17 protein-coding genes are annotated in these 13,806 nt (G+C 68.2%); 3 read left to right on the top strand and 14 right to left on the bottom strand.

The genetic code is table 11. From position 1 onward, the window contains the following. Positions 1–131 precede the first annotated feature (131 nt). Entirely contained in the window at positions 132–278 is a 147-nt protein-coding gene (locus AC3ANP_RS06825) for a lmo0937 family membrane protein (RefSeq protein ID WP_488332572.1), read from the bottom strand. 273 nt (positions 279–551) lie between these two features. On the opposite strand from AC3ANP_RS06825, the gene AC3ANP_RS06820 reads away from it, so the two are divergent. Further along, positions 552–1,358: an exodeoxyribonuclease III gene (locus AC3ANP_RS06820; protein WP_488332571.1), complete on the top strand. Its 807-nt coding sequence runs from the start codon at positions 552–554 to the stop codon at positions 1,356–1,358. Positions 1,359–1,389: 31 nt separating this feature from the next. Continuing rightward, entirely contained in the window at positions 1,390–2,295 is a 906-nt protein-coding gene (locus tag AC3ANP_RS06815) for a DUF8083 family protein (RefSeq protein ID WP_488332570.1), read from the top strand. Here AC3ANP_RS06815 and AC3ANP_RS06810 read toward each other — a convergent pair. The 11 genes from AC3ANP_RS06810 to AC3ANP_RS06760 all read right to left on the bottom strand — a co-directional run bounded on the left by AC3ANP_RS06810 (position 2,292) and on the right by AC3ANP_RS06760 (position 10,920). Next, complete coding sequence (locus AC3ANP_RS06810; RefSeq protein WP_488332569.1) at positions 2,292–3,359, bottom strand: LacI family DNA-binding transcriptional regulator; 1,068 nt, start codon at positions 3,357–3,359, stop codon at positions 2,292–2,294. The two genes, AC3ANP_RS06815 and AC3ANP_RS06810, sit on opposite strands and share 4 nt — an antisense overlap. Before the next feature lie 112 nt (positions 3,360–3,471). Further along, the gene (locus AC3ANP_RS06805) at positions 3,472–3,726 is read right to left on the bottom strand and encodes a hypothetical protein (protein WP_488332568.1); all 255 of its coding nucleotides are present in this window, start codon (positions 3,724–3,726) and stop codon (positions 3,472–3,474) included. A gap of 21 nt (positions 3,727–3,747) precedes the next feature. Beyond that, positions 3,748–4,638 (bottom strand): carbohydrate ABC transporter permease, encoded by an 891-nt coding sequence (locus AC3ANP_RS06800; protein WP_488332567.1) that lies wholly within the window; start codon positions 4,636–4,638, stop codon positions 3,748–3,750. Beyond that, positions 4,635–5,672 (bottom strand): carbohydrate ABC transporter permease, encoded by a 1,038-nt coding sequence (locus AC3ANP_RS06795; RefSeq protein ID WP_488332566.1) that lies wholly within the window; start codon positions 5,670–5,672, stop codon positions 4,635–4,637. Before AC3ANP_RS06795 ends, AC3ANP_RS06800 begins: the two co-directional genes overlap by 4 nt. A gap of 6 nt (positions 5,673–5,678) precedes the next feature. Beyond that, complete coding sequence (locus tag AC3ANP_RS06790; RefSeq protein ID WP_488332565.1) at positions 5,679–6,968, bottom strand: ABC transporter substrate-binding protein; 1,290 nt, start codon at positions 6,966–6,968, stop codon at positions 5,679–5,681. A 272-nt stretch (positions 6,969–7,240) separates the two neighbouring features. Beyond that, complete coding sequence (locus AC3ANP_RS06785) at positions 7,241–7,852, bottom strand: hypothetical protein (protein ID WP_488332564.1); 612 nt, start codon at positions 7,850–7,852, stop codon at positions 7,241–7,243. Continuing rightward, positions 7,849–8,412 (bottom strand): hypothetical protein, encoded by a 564-nt coding sequence (locus AC3ANP_RS06780; RefSeq protein WP_488332992.1) that lies wholly within the window; start codon positions 8,410–8,412, stop codon positions 7,849–7,851. Before AC3ANP_RS06780 ends, AC3ANP_RS06785 begins: the two co-directional genes overlap by 4 nt. 155 nt (positions 8,413–8,567) lie before the next feature. After that, a complete protein-coding gene (locus AC3ANP_RS06775; RefSeq protein WP_488332563.1) occupies positions 8,568–8,936 on the bottom strand; it encodes a hypothetical protein in 369 nt (122 codons plus the stop codon). After that, positions 8,933–9,124: a hypothetical protein gene (locus AC3ANP_RS06770; protein WP_488332562.1), complete on the bottom strand. Its 192-nt coding sequence runs from the start codon at positions 9,122–9,124 to the stop codon at positions 8,933–8,935. Before AC3ANP_RS06770 ends, AC3ANP_RS06775 begins: the two co-directional genes overlap by 4 nt. Next, positions 9,121–9,588 (bottom strand): Asp23/Gls24 family envelope stress response protein, encoded by a 468-nt coding sequence (locus tag AC3ANP_RS06765; protein WP_488332561.1) that lies wholly within the window; start codon positions 9,586–9,588, stop codon positions 9,121–9,123. Before AC3ANP_RS06765 ends, AC3ANP_RS06770 begins: the two co-directional genes overlap by 4 nt. A 96-nt stretch (positions 9,589–9,684) precedes the next feature. After that, a complete protein-coding gene (locus tag AC3ANP_RS06760) occupies positions 9,685–10,920 on the bottom strand; it encodes a metal-dependent hydrolase family protein (RefSeq protein WP_488332560.1) in 1,236 nt (411 codons plus the stop codon). Positions 10,921–11,029: 109 nt separating this feature from the next. Between AC3ANP_RS06760 and AC3ANP_RS06755 the strand changes: the two genes are divergently transcribed. Beyond that, positions 11,030–11,761: a trimeric intracellular cation channel family protein gene (locus tag AC3ANP_RS06755; protein WP_488332559.1), complete on the top strand. Its 732-nt coding sequence runs from the start codon at positions 11,030–11,032 to the stop codon at positions 11,759–11,761. Between the two features lie 65 nt (positions 11,762–11,826). On the opposite strand, the gene AC3ANP_RS06750 is transcribed toward AC3ANP_RS06755, so the two are convergent. After that, complete coding sequence (locus AC3ANP_RS06750; RefSeq protein WP_488332558.1) at positions 11,827–12,528, bottom strand: ABC transporter ATP-binding protein; 702 nt, start codon at positions 12,526–12,528, stop codon at positions 11,827–11,829. A 66-nt stretch (positions 12,529–12,594) separates the two neighbouring features. Beyond that, the gene (locus tag AC3ANP_RS06745) at positions 12,595–13,728 is read right to left on the bottom strand and encodes an ABC transporter permease (RefSeq protein ID WP_488332557.1); all 1,134 of its coding nucleotides are present in this window, start codon (positions 13,726–13,728) and stop codon (positions 12,595–12,597) included. Positions 13,729–13,806 lie beyond the last annotated feature (78 nt).

Genomic DNA, 13,806 nt, shown 5'->3' with positions numbered 1-13,806 from the left:
AGGCCTTGCTCAGGGAGGGCCTCGCGTCCGGCTTTACCCACTGATCGTGACATCAGTGCCTTGACTGCCCCTTCAGCAGAATAGGAAGCCCGCCTCAATGAGGCGGGCTTCCTGTTCTATGCGCCGCGGTTTCAAACGCGGGACCGGCCCCGGACCAGGTGGACGATCAGGGCGATCACGGCGACTACCAAAAGAATGTGAATCAGTCCTCCGCCGATGTTCGCCAGCAGGCCGAGCAGCCAAAGGGCGGCGATAACGATAGCTATCCAAAGCAACATGAGACTCTCCTCGTATTGGTTGCCGCCAGGTGGCTGTTGATGCCATCTGGCGTTCGGTCATGGGGTGAAGACGAAAATGTTCCACCCACATACTAAGCATGCTTAGCGTAACCGATGTTTTGCTCTCAGATCTCCGCTCCCGTTCCGACTCGCCGTTCCGGGAATCAAATAATGCCCGTGGTCTTGTCGTGGCTTTTTCGGCCGTAGAGGGCAGTCGAATGCCGGACCCAGGGGCGGCAGCCCCGCGCGGCCAAGTTCGGTAAGTTAGGAACTGTGAAGATTGCTACCTGGAATGTGAATTCGCTCCGTGCCCGTGCCGACCGTGTCGAGGCCTGGCTTCAACGCACCGACTGTGATGTCCTGGCCATCCAGGAAACGAAATGCAAGGACGACAACTTTCCCTGGGAACTGTTCGAGCGGATGGGCTACGAGGTCGCGCACTTCGGCCTGAGCCAGTGGAACGGCGTGGCCATCGCCTCCCGGGTGGGACTCGACGACGTCGAACGCACCTTCATGGACCAGCCCATGTTCGGAAAGAACGGCAAGGACGAGGTCCAGGAGGCCCGCGCGATCGCCGCGACCTGCGGCGGGGTCCGGATCTGGAGCCTGTACGTCCCCAACGGCCGCTCGCTCGATGACGAGCACATGCCCTACAAGCTCAAATGGTTGGACTCGCTCCGGTCGCACGCGGAAGGCTTGATCCAGGCGGACCCCGGGGCGCAGGTGGCGCTGATGGGCGACTGGAACATCGCACCGCGGGACGAGGACGTGTGGGACATCGACTTGTTCCGCGCCCAGAAAATGACCCACGTCAGCGAACCGGAACGCGCGGCGTTCCACGCTTTCGAAGACGCCGGCTACACCGATGTGGTCCGGCCGTACACGCCGGGCCCCGGGGTGTACACCTACTGGGACTACACCCAGCTCCGGTTCCCCAAGAAGGAAGGGATGCGGATCGACTTCGTCCTCGCCTCCCCCGCGCTGGCCGCCCGGGTGACCGGGGCCTCGATCGACCGCGAGGAACGCAAGGGCAAGGGCGCCTCCGACCACGCGCCCGTGATCGTGGAGCTGGCCGGCTGATGGACGCCCGCCGGGGAAACGCAGGGCAACGATGACGGGGAACCTGTATCAGGGCCAGGCCGGCTTGCCGTTCTCCTCGACGCTGCGGGTGTATGAACCGCTGGAAGCCTTCCCCGCCGAACAGCAGGAGGGCCTGCGCACCGCCGGCGCCCGGTCGGAGTCCCGGGCCGCAGTGGAGAACGCCGAACTGCTGGCGTCGCTGGGCCGCATCACCCGGCCCGGCGGGGACCCCTTTCCCACCGGCCAGACAGACCTGGTGCGGACACTGTCCGTCAGCGGCTCTGCTGACGGACCGGCGGGCCCCGCCGGGGACGACGCCGAGCCGGGGAGCGTGGTTCCGGCCAGACTGCTGTACTGCCCCAGCCAGCTGGTCCTTCGGGCCGGACTGGCAGCCAACGCCCTGATGGAGGGCATCCACGGCCCGCTGGCACAGCTCCTGATCCCCGAGGAGCAACGCGACCGGCACCAGGAACGCATCGACCAGGTCAAGGCCCGCGAGGGCGTCCGCCGCGTCCACACCCGGGCCTCGACCTGGGGGATTCCGTTCAGCTGGTTCTGCCTCTTCCAGGAATCAGACCCCACCGACGTGGTGGAGTCCGCCGGAAGGATCGTCACGGTTCGCATCCGGGCAACCATTGCCGCCGCGCTCGCCCGGGTCCGGCACGCCGTCGCCCATCTTGCCCTGGCCGCCCCGGACATCGACATGCTCGATGACCTGACCCAGCTCACCGAATGGCTGGAGCTGTTCCACCCGGACTCGGTCGTGGAGCTGGATTACGGCGCGGTGGCGGACAAGGTGTACCCGGACGATTCACCACTGGACGTACGGCTGGGCATCGAGTGCCTCGCCGAGGGCGACATGACCGGAGCTGCCGCCGCCTACCGGCGTCTGGCCTCGCGCTGGATCCCCATCCGGCAGCTGGCCCGCGCCTCCTAGGCCAGTCGCAACGGAAGCCGCGGCGGCGCCGTCGTGCTCCGAACGATCAACCGGTGCGGGGCCACCGAGGAGCGCACCGCGCCGGCAATCCCGTCAAGCTCGTCGAGCAGCATCTTGGTGCGCAGCTCCGCCTGCTGGTCCGGGCGCTGCGCCACCGTGGTCAGTCCGGCAGCGGCGGCGAATTCGTGGTCGTCGATCCCCACCACCGACAGCTCCTCGGGAATCCGGACACCCGCCCGGGCGGCCTCGAAGAGAACGCCCAGGGCCATCTCGTCGGACGCGCAGAAGATCGCCGTGGGCTTCGCACCGGGCAGGCTCCACAGCCGCTGGAATGCCTGCTGCCCGCTGCGGACGGTGAAATCCCCCCACTGGTCCCATTCCGGCCGGACCTCCAGCGCGGCCTCGGCCATGACATCCTGGAACGCCTTGATCCGCACCCGGGGCACATCGAAGTTCAGGTCCGTCTCGTCGTCGCCGTGCAGCAGCGCGATGTCGCGGTGGCCCAGGTCGATCAGGTGGCGCACCGCGGTGGAGGCAGCGTCGTAGTCGTCGATTCCGATGTAGGCGCAGCCCTCAACGTGGCCGCCGACCACCACCAGCGGAATGTCGATCTTGTGCAGGTGGGCCAGTTCCTGGCGGGTGAGGGCCATGCACAGCACCAGCAGCGCATCGATCTGCTTGTAGACCATCGTCTTGCTGAACAGCCGCTCACGGGGGCTGCCGTGCCCGCCCAGGTTGAACAAGGATAGGTTGTACTGGCGGCCGTGGAGTTCCCGGTCCGCGCCTTCGATGGCTTTGGAGAAGAACCAGCGGCTGACGAACGGGGCCAGCACCCCGATGGTCCGGGTGCGGCCGGTGGCCAGGCCGGAGGCGGACGAGGAGGCGACGTAGCCGAGGGCCTCGGCCACGTCGAGGATTTTCTCCCGTGTGGCCGGCGAGACCCGGGGCAGGCCCCGGACGGCCCGGGAAACGGTGGCGGTGGAAACGCCCGCCGCGGCCGCCACGTCTTCGATGCTGACGCCGGAATGGCCGCCGCGCTGCGCCCTATCAGTTGTCCGTGCCACCGTGTCCCCTTATCGGCCGCCCGCGGAAGCGCGGCCGGCACGCCGCCCGCGGCGACGCTTCATCCTACTGTCCGCCCCGTCCCGGCGCCGTTCGTTACGCCCGCGCCTCCGGTCAGCGCCTCCGGGTGCCGGTCCGGCCGGGCAGGCGACGCCGGAGCCGAACCATTCCGTACAGCGCCAGCAGCGTGGCCAGCAGCCCAAGAGCCCAGCCGAGCGCCGGCTGGGCTGTCACCTCCATCCAGACGGTGACCGCCAGCAGGACCACTGCCCAAAAACCCAAAAACCCAATGATGATGTCGAAGTCCTCGCCCGAGCGGACCCGCCGGTGCTGCTTGCGGATCTCACCCGGGGTTTGCCCGGCAGTCATGACCCGCACTTCACGACGCGCTCACTTGACCGCACCCGCTGTCAGGCCCGCCACGATCTTGCGCTGGAAGACGAGCACCAGGATCACCAGCGGAATGGTCACGATGGTCCCGGCCGCCATAATGGCCGTGTAGGGGATCTGGTTGGGCTGGGCGCCGGCGAAGCTCGCAATGGCGACCGTGACCGGCTGGGTCCTGTCGCTGGAGAGCTGGCTGGCGATCAGGAATTCGTTCCACGAGGAGATGAACGCCAGGATGGCCGTCGTAAAGATGGCCGGCGCGGCCAGCGGCATGATCACCTTCCGGAAGGCCTGACCCTGCGTGCAGCCGTCCACCCGGGCTGATTCCTCCAGCTCCCACGGCATCTCGCGGAAGAACGAGGTCATGGTGTAGACGGTCAGGGGCAGCACGAACGAAATGTTCGGGATGATCAGGGCCTGGTACGTTCCCATCCAGCCGATATTGGTGAACAGCTGGAACAGCGGGGTGATGAGGGCAACGCCGGGGAACATCGAGGCGCCCAGGATGAAGCCCAGCACCAGGAACTTGAAGCGGAAGTTCAACCGCGCCAGCGCGTAGGCGGCGAACACGCCGATCAGCAGCGACACCGCGGTGACCACGACGCCGATGAACACGCTGTTCAGGAGGGCCTGGCCGAAGTGGTTTCCGAAGGAGGTGTCGAAGGCGGTCTTGAAGTTGTCCAGCGTCACGTGGGTGGGCAGGATCGAGGTGTCGTAGGTGAAGCCGACATCACGGAACGCCGTCACCACCATCCAGTAGGCAGGTGCAAGGCACCAGATGAGAATCACGGCAGCGCTGAGGTAGGTGCGTCCCTGCGCCCATTTCTCCCGGTTCTGGGCGCTCTTGCGTCCCCGGTCCTGCTGCGCGCGCAGCTCGGTCGCGGCGGCGGTCATTTCTTCCCCTTACTTGCGCCGGTCTGCTGCTCCACCACGTTGGCGCCGAGGAAGCGCACGAAGATGAAAGCGACCAGGAAAATGATGATGAACGTGATGGTGGACAGCGCCGCCGCCACGTTGAAGCCCTGCCTGATCTGGTTGATTACCAGGATGGAGAGCGTGGTGGTGTTGTTCGCCCCGCCGGTGAGGATGTAGGGCAGGTCGAACATGCGCAGGGCGTCCAGGGTGCGGAAGAGGATGGCCACCATGAGCGCCGGTTTGACCAACGGCAGGGTGATCATCCGGAAGCGCTGCCAGGCCGAGGCGCCGTCAACCTTGGCTGCCTCGTACACCTCCGCGGGAATCATCTGGAGGCCGGCCAGGATCAGCAGCGCCATGAAGGGCGTGGTCTTCCAGACGTCGGCAATGATGACGGCCCACTTGGCCGGCCACTCACTGCCGGTCCAAAGGATGGAGGCATTGAAAAGCTTGTTGGCGATGCCCTCGAACGCGAAAATGAACAGCCACAGTTTGGCCGTGACAGCGGTGGGGATGGCCCACGGCACCAGGACGGCGGCGCGGACCAGGCTGCGGCCCCGGAAGGTGCGTGCCATGATGACCGCCATCCAGAAGCCGAGCACGGTCTCCAGCGAAACCGTCACGATGGTGAAGAAAAAGGTCGTGGCCGTGGCGGACCAGAACTGGGATCCCAGCGTGCCGGGCGGGCAGGGGACGGTGCCGCCGCCGGCGGACGCGCACTGCTGGGCAATCCAGTTGACGTAGTTGGAGAAGCCCGCCGGGCCGCCTTCGGTGAAGAGCCCGGTGGCGGGGTCCAGGCCTGCGTCGGCCTGGAAGGACATCACGATGGCGCTGACGATCGGGTAAACGATGACGACGGCCAGCGCGATGATGGTGGGGGCCAGCAGCCACGACGCCCATTTGCCCTGGCTCGCGATGACGTTGTCCTCCCCCACCCCCTTGGGAGCGTGGTGAAGCTCGGTCCCGCCCGACGCCGGCTTCTTGACCGGCGTCGGGCCCAATTCAGTTGCCATGTTGGACTACTTTGACTGGGTTTCGATGGACTTCTGCATGTCGGACAGCGCTGCGTCCACTGCTTTCTCGCCCTTGATGGCCGAGTATGCGTTGTCCTGGATGGCCTTGGTGACGGCCGGGTAGAACGGAGTCACCGGACGCGGGACGGCGTTCTCGATCGAGGTCTTCAGCACCGGCAGGTAGGGAAGCTTGGCGACCAGGTCCTTGTCGTCGTAGAGCTTGCCCAGCACCGGGGCGAGGGACCCCTGCGTGGCGTAGAACTTCTCGGATTCCTCCGAGGTCAGGAACTTCAGGAAATCAAGGGAGGTGGCCTTGTTCTTGGAGTAGACGCTCACCGCGGCGTTGTGGCCGCCCAGGGAGGAGGCACCGGGGCCGGATTTGCCCGGCAGCGGGGCCAGGCCCAGCTTGTCCTTCACCTTGGAGGAGCCTTCAGTGGTGATGAGGTTGTAGGCGTAGGGCCAGTTGCGCAGGAACAGCAGCTTGCCGTCCTGGAAGGCCTGGCGGCTTTCCTCTTCCTTGAAGGTGATGGCCTCCTTGGGGATGTTGCCGTCCGCGTAGGCCTTCGCCAGGTTCCCGAGGCCGGCCTTGGCCTCGTCCGTGTTCAGGCTCGGCTTGCCGTCCTTGTCCAGCACGGAGCCGCCGGCGGAGTTGATCGCCTCGGAGGCGTTGACGGTAAGGCCTTCGTACTTCGAAAACTGGCCGGCGTAGCAGCCGATGTTGTTGGTCTTGGCGATGGAGCACATGCCCATCATCTCGTCCCAGGTCTTGGGGGCGTTGGGAACGAGGTCCTTGCGGTAGTACAGGAATCCGCCGTCGGAGGTCTGCGGCGCCGCGTACAGGGTTCCCTTGTAGGTGGCGCTGTCCACGGTCGGCTTGAGCATGGCGCTCGTATCGATGGCCATCTTGTCCTTGAGGGGCTGCAGCCAGCCCTTGGCGGCGAACTCTGCCGTCCACACCACGTCCACATCGACGACGTCGTAGTCGGACTGCTTGGCCTGGAAGTGCTGGACGAGGTCGTCGTGCTGCTGATCGGCCTGGTCGGTCTGCTCCTTGAACGTCACCTTCTCGTTCGGGTGCGCCGCGTTCCACTTCTCCACCAGCGGACGGACCACGTTGCTGTTGTCCTTGCCCTGGACATACGTGATGGGGCCCCTGCCATCCAGGTTGGCCCCGGCGTCACCGCCGCCGCCACCGGCCGTGCTGCCGCCACCGCCGCCGCCACCGCCGCACGCGGACAGGGAAAGGGCCAGGACACCGGCGGCGGCCACGGGAAGTAGATACTTAGGGGTTTTCATACAGGTGCTCCTCGCTGAGTACCGGGGGTGACCGGTGGTGCAGTTGGTGTGGTGACCATCACACTAGCGATCAGGCCTGCGGGAATGCAAGCGTTTACATCAAAGCTCTTCGCCAAAACCGGCGACGCCGCCGCGCTCGCTGCCGCGCGGAAATGCCCGGGGAATGCCGCGCCAGAGACCTGTGACCGGTGGGGCCAGCGTTTCGCAGGGGGTTCGGCACAGAGGGTCGGGGCGTCGGGCGCGCGCCGAGGGGCACGCCGGCAGGCGCCGGGTCAGCGGACTCGTTCGGCGCGGCCGAACCGGGACCGCGCGCCGGAACTTATGTGGATCAGCACCGGCGTGCGTTTTCCGATGACAGCGTCGAGTGCCCGGACCAGAGCTGACACTTCGCCGGCCAGCGTGTGCGGCGCAACGCCCTGGCGCGGTTGGACCCGGATCCGGAGCGCCGGTTCGCCGCGGAACTCGTACGTCGCCACGGTGGCGCCGGCCAGGTCCGGCCGGTCGGCCAGCGCGGCCCTGAGCGCCTGCTCGGCCACGCCGCCGCCGATCCGGACGCTGCCGGGGACTTCGCCGGCGTCGTCCTCGGCGACGAGCAGGTTCGCGCGGCCCTTGCCCTGCTGGGCCAGCCACGCCACCATGAGCGCGATGACCACCGCCAGCAGCAGCACTATCACGATCCAGAGCCAGCTCTCGGACTGCCCGGGGAACCGCGTGCGCTCAAAGAGGCCGCGGAGTCCCGTCCAGATCTCCGCGGACCAGGCACGCCACCACACTCCGACTGCCGGCACGGTGGCCAGCAGGAGCAGCAGGGCACCAATAACCAAGAGCTTCACGCCGAGGATCCCGAGCAGGATGCGATTGAGGGTTCTGGGGGTGCCGTTCACGCGCCGATCACCCCGGATGAGGCCAGGTTGATGCGTACCAGCGGCATGGGTGTCGGCGACATGTCGTGGAGTTCGGCCTCGACGGCCGCCTGGACATCGGCCTCCCGCAGCGGCACCCCGGAGGTGGGCCGGATGTTGACCAGTACTTGGCGCTGTGACACCACCACCATCACCTGTTCCTGGGCGACGTTGGCCGCGAGCCGGGCGCGCCTTGCCAGGGCGGAGGCAATGACTTCGTCGTCGACCACGACGGCCGCGCGCGGGTCGCCGAGTACGTGCCGGGCGCGGCGGCCGGGCAGCACCGCGCTGAGGAAAAAGAACAGTCCGGCCGCCATCAGCACAGCACCGATGACCCCGAGCAGGAGCGGGGCGATTCCCGAGGGCAGTGCAATCAGCCGCTCCGCGGCGGTTTGCGGGTCGATCAGCCAGGGCGGCTGTCCGACGGCCCGCACCGCGGTTTCAAGCAGGGCGTAGCCACAGACCACGATGGCCAGCACTGCGGCGACGACGGCCGCGGCAGCCCGGGATGCGGTCGTCTCGCGCGCGAGGATTTTCTCCATCCCCACGCTGCCGCCAGCCGCCGGACCGGTGCCGGTGCCGGTGCCGGTGCCGGTGCCGGTGCCGGGGGAGATGGTGCTGGCACCGGGCCCGTGCGGGTGCTGCCCGGCGTCCCGGGATGCGGCCTCGCCGTGGTGGTGCCGTTCGGCAGCGTGGCTCACCGTACCCGCCCTCCGTCGCTAACGCTGGCCCCGCTGATGCGGATGTCCACCCGGCTCAGCTGGGCACCGCTGAGCTCCGTCACGCGGTGCAGAATGGCTGCCTTCGCAGCCACGGTCCGGTCCCAGATCGTGCCGCCGAATGCTGCCACGCGGGCGGGGTTACGGAGCACGGAGTTCAGTGACGGCACGGCGATCGGCGCGACGAGGGACAGTGCCAGCAGCCCGTCGTCGTCGGCCCAGTCGGCCCGAATGTCCTGCGCGGGGACGCCCAGCGCCTCCCCGGCGGCCGCCCGGGCCACGCTGGTGAGGGCCTGCGTGCTGATCCGGTTGTGTCCGGCCAGCAGGCGCCCGGCGGCGACGCTCATGAGGAGGAACGCCGGCCGGTGATGGCGTCGAGGACGCTGCGGAGGTCCAGTTTCCCTTCGGCCGCCCGGCCCAGCAGGGCACCGATGGCCATGAAGATCAGGGATCCGAGGAATCCCCAGGCCCCGAAGGCGAAGGACATAAAGGCCAGGAAAGCACCGGCGGCCATCCCGACGACGGTGAGGTTCACTGGAGCGCCTCCCTTACGGGCCGGGATTCGACGGCGGCAGCCGGTTTGGGCGGCCCTGGGACGAAAACGTCGTGGATTTCAATGTTGACTTCGATGACCTGGAGTCCGACGAGTTCCTCCACCGCGGCGTAAACGGCGGCGCGGATCTGGTCGGCCAGCGGGTGCAGCGGCGTGCCGTAGACCGCTACCAGTGCGATGTCCACAGCCACCTGGGTCTCACCGACCTCGGCACGCACCCCGGCCGCGTGTTCGGAACTGCCGACGGCTTCACGGATGGCGCCCAGGGCCCGGGATGACCCGGTGCCCAGGGAGTACACGCCCGGGACCGCGCGGGCGGCGATGCCTGCCACCTTGGCGACCGCCGTCTCCGAAATGACTGTCCGGCCGGTGGCGGCCGGCACCGGGGCCGGCATCCGGGCCGGCATCGCAGTCTCAAGTCCCGGCTGAGAATTTTGGTACTCCATCAGGCACTCCCCCTTCTCTTTGACACCACCCTAGTCCTTGGGGGCGACGGCGGGGCGGATCGGCGGCTGTTTCCGCCGTCGGCTGGGCCGTCGGGGTCAGCGCCCGAGGCTGCTGCTGTCGCCGGAGCGGCGGTGGACCCGGCCGGCGCGCATGACGAAGTCCACCCGGGCCGTGGCTGCGATGTCCTCCAGCGGGTTCCCGGGCATGGCCACAATGTCGGCGCAGGCGCCAGGCCTGAGCACCCCGATGTCGGTCCGGCCCAGAAGTTCTGCGGCCGTGGATGTCGCGGCACGCAGTGCCCTCGCCGGGCTGATGCCGGCGTTGACCATGGCCTGGAACTCGAGGATGCCGTGGTCGAAGTCGAACATGCCGCAGTCCGTGCCATACGCGACCTTGACGTCGCTGGCAGCAACCAGGCGCTGGGATTCCAGGATCTGGCCGCTGTCGCGGCGGAACTTCCACACCGCCTGGTCCGGCAGCGTTCCGGCCGCCAGCTGCGCCAGGTCCTCCTGGGTCATCTGCATCGTCGGCACGATGAACACCCCGGCCCGAAGGGCAAGCTCGACGCCCTCCTCGTCGATCAGGTAGGCGTGCTCAAGGCTTCGCGCCCCGGCCCGGACGGCCTGCTTGCACGCCGCGGCGCCGCCGGTATGCACTGCGACGGGAAGACCCAGCAGGGCCGCGGTCGAGCACAGGGCCTCCATCTCGTCGTCGAACCAGGTGGTGCGGGCCGGATCGTCGCCCGCGCTGAAGTAGCCGCCGGCGTTGGCGGTCTTGATCCAGTCGCTGCCGTGGGCCGCCTCGCGCCGGACCAGCTGCCGGACCCGTTCCACCCCGTCGGCCACCGCGGAAACGGGCAGCTCCCAGCGGGAGGGGTAGAAGCCGCTCATGTCGCCGTGGCCGCCCGTTGCGCTGAGCACGTGCCCGGCGACCACCAGCCGCGGGCCCCGGACGATACCGGCGGCCAGCGCGTTGCGCAGGTCCACGGTCGGGAATTCCGGATCCATGGTGCCCAGGTCCCGCAATGTTGTGAAGCCGTAGTCCAGGTATTTCAGCGCCAGGCCGAGGCCGGCGAGCGCCTTGGTGGCTGTGGATCCCAGGGTCTGCCGGGCCAGCCCGGCGGCGTCCATGGTCAGGTGCACGTGGGTGTCGATGAAACCCGGGCAGACCGTATGCCCGGTCAGATCGACCACCTCGGCATCGTCGGGCCGGTCCACGGACCGCCCCATCGCGGCGATCACGCCGTCGCGGACAGCAATTTCGGTCCGGCCTCCCGGGTCCGCGGAATGGCCGTCGAAGACACCATCACAGATCAGCACCAACGCGCTCATGGATTCATGATCCTCCGGCGGTGGCACCGTGTCGACGCCGGTGGTAGCGTCCGGACTGGCGGCCACCGCAGCGGTCAGGGACACGCCGCCCCCGGAGAGGCAGGCAGTCGTGGAAAGTTTTCCGGTCTCGGACCTCTTCCGGGTGCTGGACCTGGCGGGGGTGTTCGCCAACGCCGTCCTGGGCGGGGTGATCGCCCGCCGGGAGAAGCTTGACCCGGTCGGCTTCGCCGTTCTCTCCGTGCTCTCGGGCCTGGGCGGTGGGATAATCCGGGACACCCTGCTGCAGCATGGCCCGCCGGTGGCGTTGACGGATTACGCCTACCTGTCCACCGCCTTCGCCGGCGCAGCCCTGGCCTTCGTGATACGGGTGGAGGGTCGTGTCTGGGACCGGGTCTGGCCGGTACTGGATGCCCTGGCGCTGGGATGCTGGGCGGCCGCCGGTGCGGAGAAGACGCTCGGCGTCGGGCTGGGCTGGTTGCCCGCGGTGCTGCTGGGCACCATCACCGCCGTCGGCGGCGGCGCCACCCGGGATGTGGTGCTGCGTCAGGTGCCCGCGGTCCTGGGCGGAAACACGCTCTACGCCAGCTGCGCGGCCGCGGCCAGCGGGACCATGGTCCTCCTGTTTTACGCCGGCCACCGGACCGCCGGTTCCCTGGCCGGGCTGGTCGTGGGAATGGGGCTGTGCCTGCTCGCCCGTTGGCGTGGCTGGATCCTGCCCGGCTCCGACCCGTGGTCGCCCGCCAGGATCCTTCCGGACCGCCTCCGTCCGCACCGCCGCGGCGGGCGCCCGGATCGCGGAGCCGGCGGGACCCCTGGCACCGGCAACGAGGAGCGCGGGTAGGACGGGGACGGCGGCGGGTCCTGGCCGGTGCCGGGGAAGTGGCAAGCCGGTGGCCGCGTCGGCCGTTAGGCGTTGGTGGGCGCGGCGGCGGTGAGTTTTCCGTCGCGCATGGTGGCGACCGAGTCGGTCAGCGGGACGAATTCGGTGTCGTGCGTGACCATGACGGTGGCGACCAGGAATTCGTCGGTGATGCGGCGCAGGAGCCGGACGATGGAGTCGCTGCGTTCGTGGTCCAGGGCCGCGGTTGGTTCGTCCACGAGCAGTACTTTGGGATCTCCCATCAGGGCGCGGGCGATGTTGACCCGCTGGCGCTGGCCGCCGGAGAGTTGGTGCGGCCGTTTGTCCGCGCAGGTGGAGAGTCCGACGACGTCGAGCAGTTCCGCGGCTTTGGCGCGGGCGGCGCTGACGGATTTTCCGCGCAGGTGGTCACCGATGATGAGCTGTTCTGCGGCGGTCAGGGAGGCGAGCAGGTTCGGCTGTTGGAAGATGATGCCGATCTTTTCCCGGCGCAGCGCGGTCAGTTCTTTGTCGCCGAGCCCGGTCGCGTCGACGCCGTCGATGAGCACCAGGCCGTGGGTGGGGCGGACCAGGGTGGCGGCGGCGGCCAGGAGGCTGGATTTACCGGAACCGGAGGGGCCGACGAGGGAGATCATCTGGCCGGCCTGGACGGTGAGATTCACGGTGTCCAGGGCTTTGATGGTTCCGTCGCCGTCCGGGTATTCGAGGCTGACGTTGACGAGGTTCAGGGGGCTGGGGGTGGAGGACATGCTGGTACTTCCTTTGTGGATGTGCGCGGGGAGGATGGAGGGGGCGGGGCCGGTCCGCGGGAGGGCTTAGTTGCCGCCGAGGGCGATCAGGGCGTCGACTTTGGTGACGCGTCGGACGGCCAGGGCCGCGCCGGCCAGGCCGAGGGCGATGATTCCCAGGATCGGCAGCAGTGTCGTTGCCGGGGTGACCAGGAAAGGCGCTGCTTTCGCTGCGAAGAAGCCGCCGAGGATGCCGATTCCGCCGCCGAGCCCGGCGCCTGCGAACAGGACGATGGCGGCCTGGGTGATGGCGTCGCGCAGGACATAGCTGCCGGAGGCACCCATGGCCTTGAGGACTGCGATGTCGCGGGTCCGCTGGACGGTCCAGACGGTCAGGAAGGCGACGATGACCAGGGCGGAGATGCCGTAGAGGAAGGCCTGCATCAGGGTCAGGGATCCGTTCTCGCTCTTGTAGGAGCCGAGGGCCTGGAAGGACCCGGTCCGCGAAGCGCTGACGGTGTGCGCTGCGGTGTTGGCGGCGGCTTCGTCAACGGCGGCGCCGTCTTTGTAGGTGATGGCGGCGACGGTTCCCAGCTGTTCCGGGTCGCTCAGGTGGGCCAGCTTCGACCAGGTTGGAAGGGCTGTCCAGACGACGCTGGTGTGGGAGTACCACTGGTCCTCGACGACGGCGCTGACGGTCAGTTCGGCGCCTCCGACGGTGGCTTTGTCGCCGGCGTTCAGGGAAAGGGCCCTGGCGACGGTCTTTCCGATGACGACGGTGTCCGCGGTGACCCGGGACGGTGCGAGCCGGCCCTCGGGTGCGACGCCGAACACGGCGACGTTGGTGGTGCCGGTACCGGCTCCGGTGTCCCCGGCGACGGCCTGGAAGCGGGTCTGGCTGATGCCCAGGGCCTCTGCGTCCTGGACGCCGGCGCGGTTCCTCCAGCTGTCGAGCTGCGCGGCGGTGACTTCGCTTTCGGTGAAGGAGGCCTTGGGTTCGTTGGTGCCGGGGGCGCCGAAGGCGATGCTGTCCACCGCTTTGACCGGGACTCCGCTGGCGTTGATTGTGCCGAGTTTGTCAATGGCCGAGGTCGATTGGTCCCCCAGCCCGGCCGTCAGTCCCGAGAGCATGACGAGCAGCAGGGTGATCAGGGCGACGACGCCGCCCATCAGGGCGAACCTGCCCTTGGCAAAGCGGATGTCGCGGATAGCAAGAAACACGGTTCTCTTCTTTCAGTGGGTGATTCGGTGGCCGGAAAAGCTCCTATATCCACTCTCCCGCCGGCATGGGTGCGCGCC

Source organism: Arthrobacter sp. JB02-1C (assembly GCF_057748045.1).
The sequence above is the reverse complement of the archived record's forward strand: the minus strand, read 5'-3'. Positions and strand labels throughout refer to the sequence as shown.

Bases quoted from the DNA above. Each gene is read 5' to 3' on its own strand.
- AC3ANP_RS06825 (WP_488332572.1), bottom strand. From the start codon at position 278: ATGTTGCTTTGGATAGCTATCGTTATCGCCGCCCTTTGGCTGCTCGGC.
- AC3ANP_RS06815 (WP_488332570.1), top strand. From the start codon at position 1,390: ATGACGGGGAACCTGTATCAGGGCCAGGCCGGCTTGCCGTTCTCCTCG.
- AC3ANP_RS06805 (WP_488332568.1), bottom strand. From the start codon at position 3,726: ATGACTGCCGGGCAAACCCCGGGTGAGATCCGCAAGCAGCACCGGCGG.
- AC3ANP_RS06800 (WP_488332567.1), bottom strand. From the start codon at position 4,638: ATGACCGCCGCCGCGACCGAGCTGCGCGCGCAGCAGGACCGGGGACGC.
- AC3ANP_RS06795 (WP_488332566.1), bottom strand. From the start codon at position 5,672: ATGGCAACTGAATTGGGCCCGACGCCGGTCAAGAAGCCGGCGTCGGGC.
- AC3ANP_RS06790 (WP_488332565.1), bottom strand. From the start codon at position 6,968: ATGAAAACCCCTAAGTATCTACTTCCCGTGGCCGCCGCCGGTGTCCTG.
- AC3ANP_RS06780 (WP_488332992.1), bottom strand. From the start codon at position 8,412: ATGGAGAAAATCCTCGCGCGCGAGACGACCGCATCCCGGGCTGCCGCG.
- AC3ANP_RS06775 (WP_488332563.1), bottom strand. From the start codon at position 8,936: ATGAGCGTCGCCGCCGGGCGCCTGCTGGCCGGACACAACCGGATCAGC.
- AC3ANP_RS06765 (WP_488332561.1), bottom strand. From the start codon at position 9,588: ATGGAGTACCAAAATTCTCAGCCGGGACTTGAGACTGCGATGCCGGCC.
- AC3ANP_RS06760 (WP_488332560.1), bottom strand. From the start codon at position 10,920: ATGAGCGCGTTGGTGCTGATCTGTGATGGTGTCTTCGACGGCCATTCC.
- AC3ANP_RS06750 (WP_488332558.1), bottom strand. From the start codon at position 12,528: ATGTCCTCCACCCCCAGCCCCCTGAACCTCGTCAACGTCAGCCTCGAA.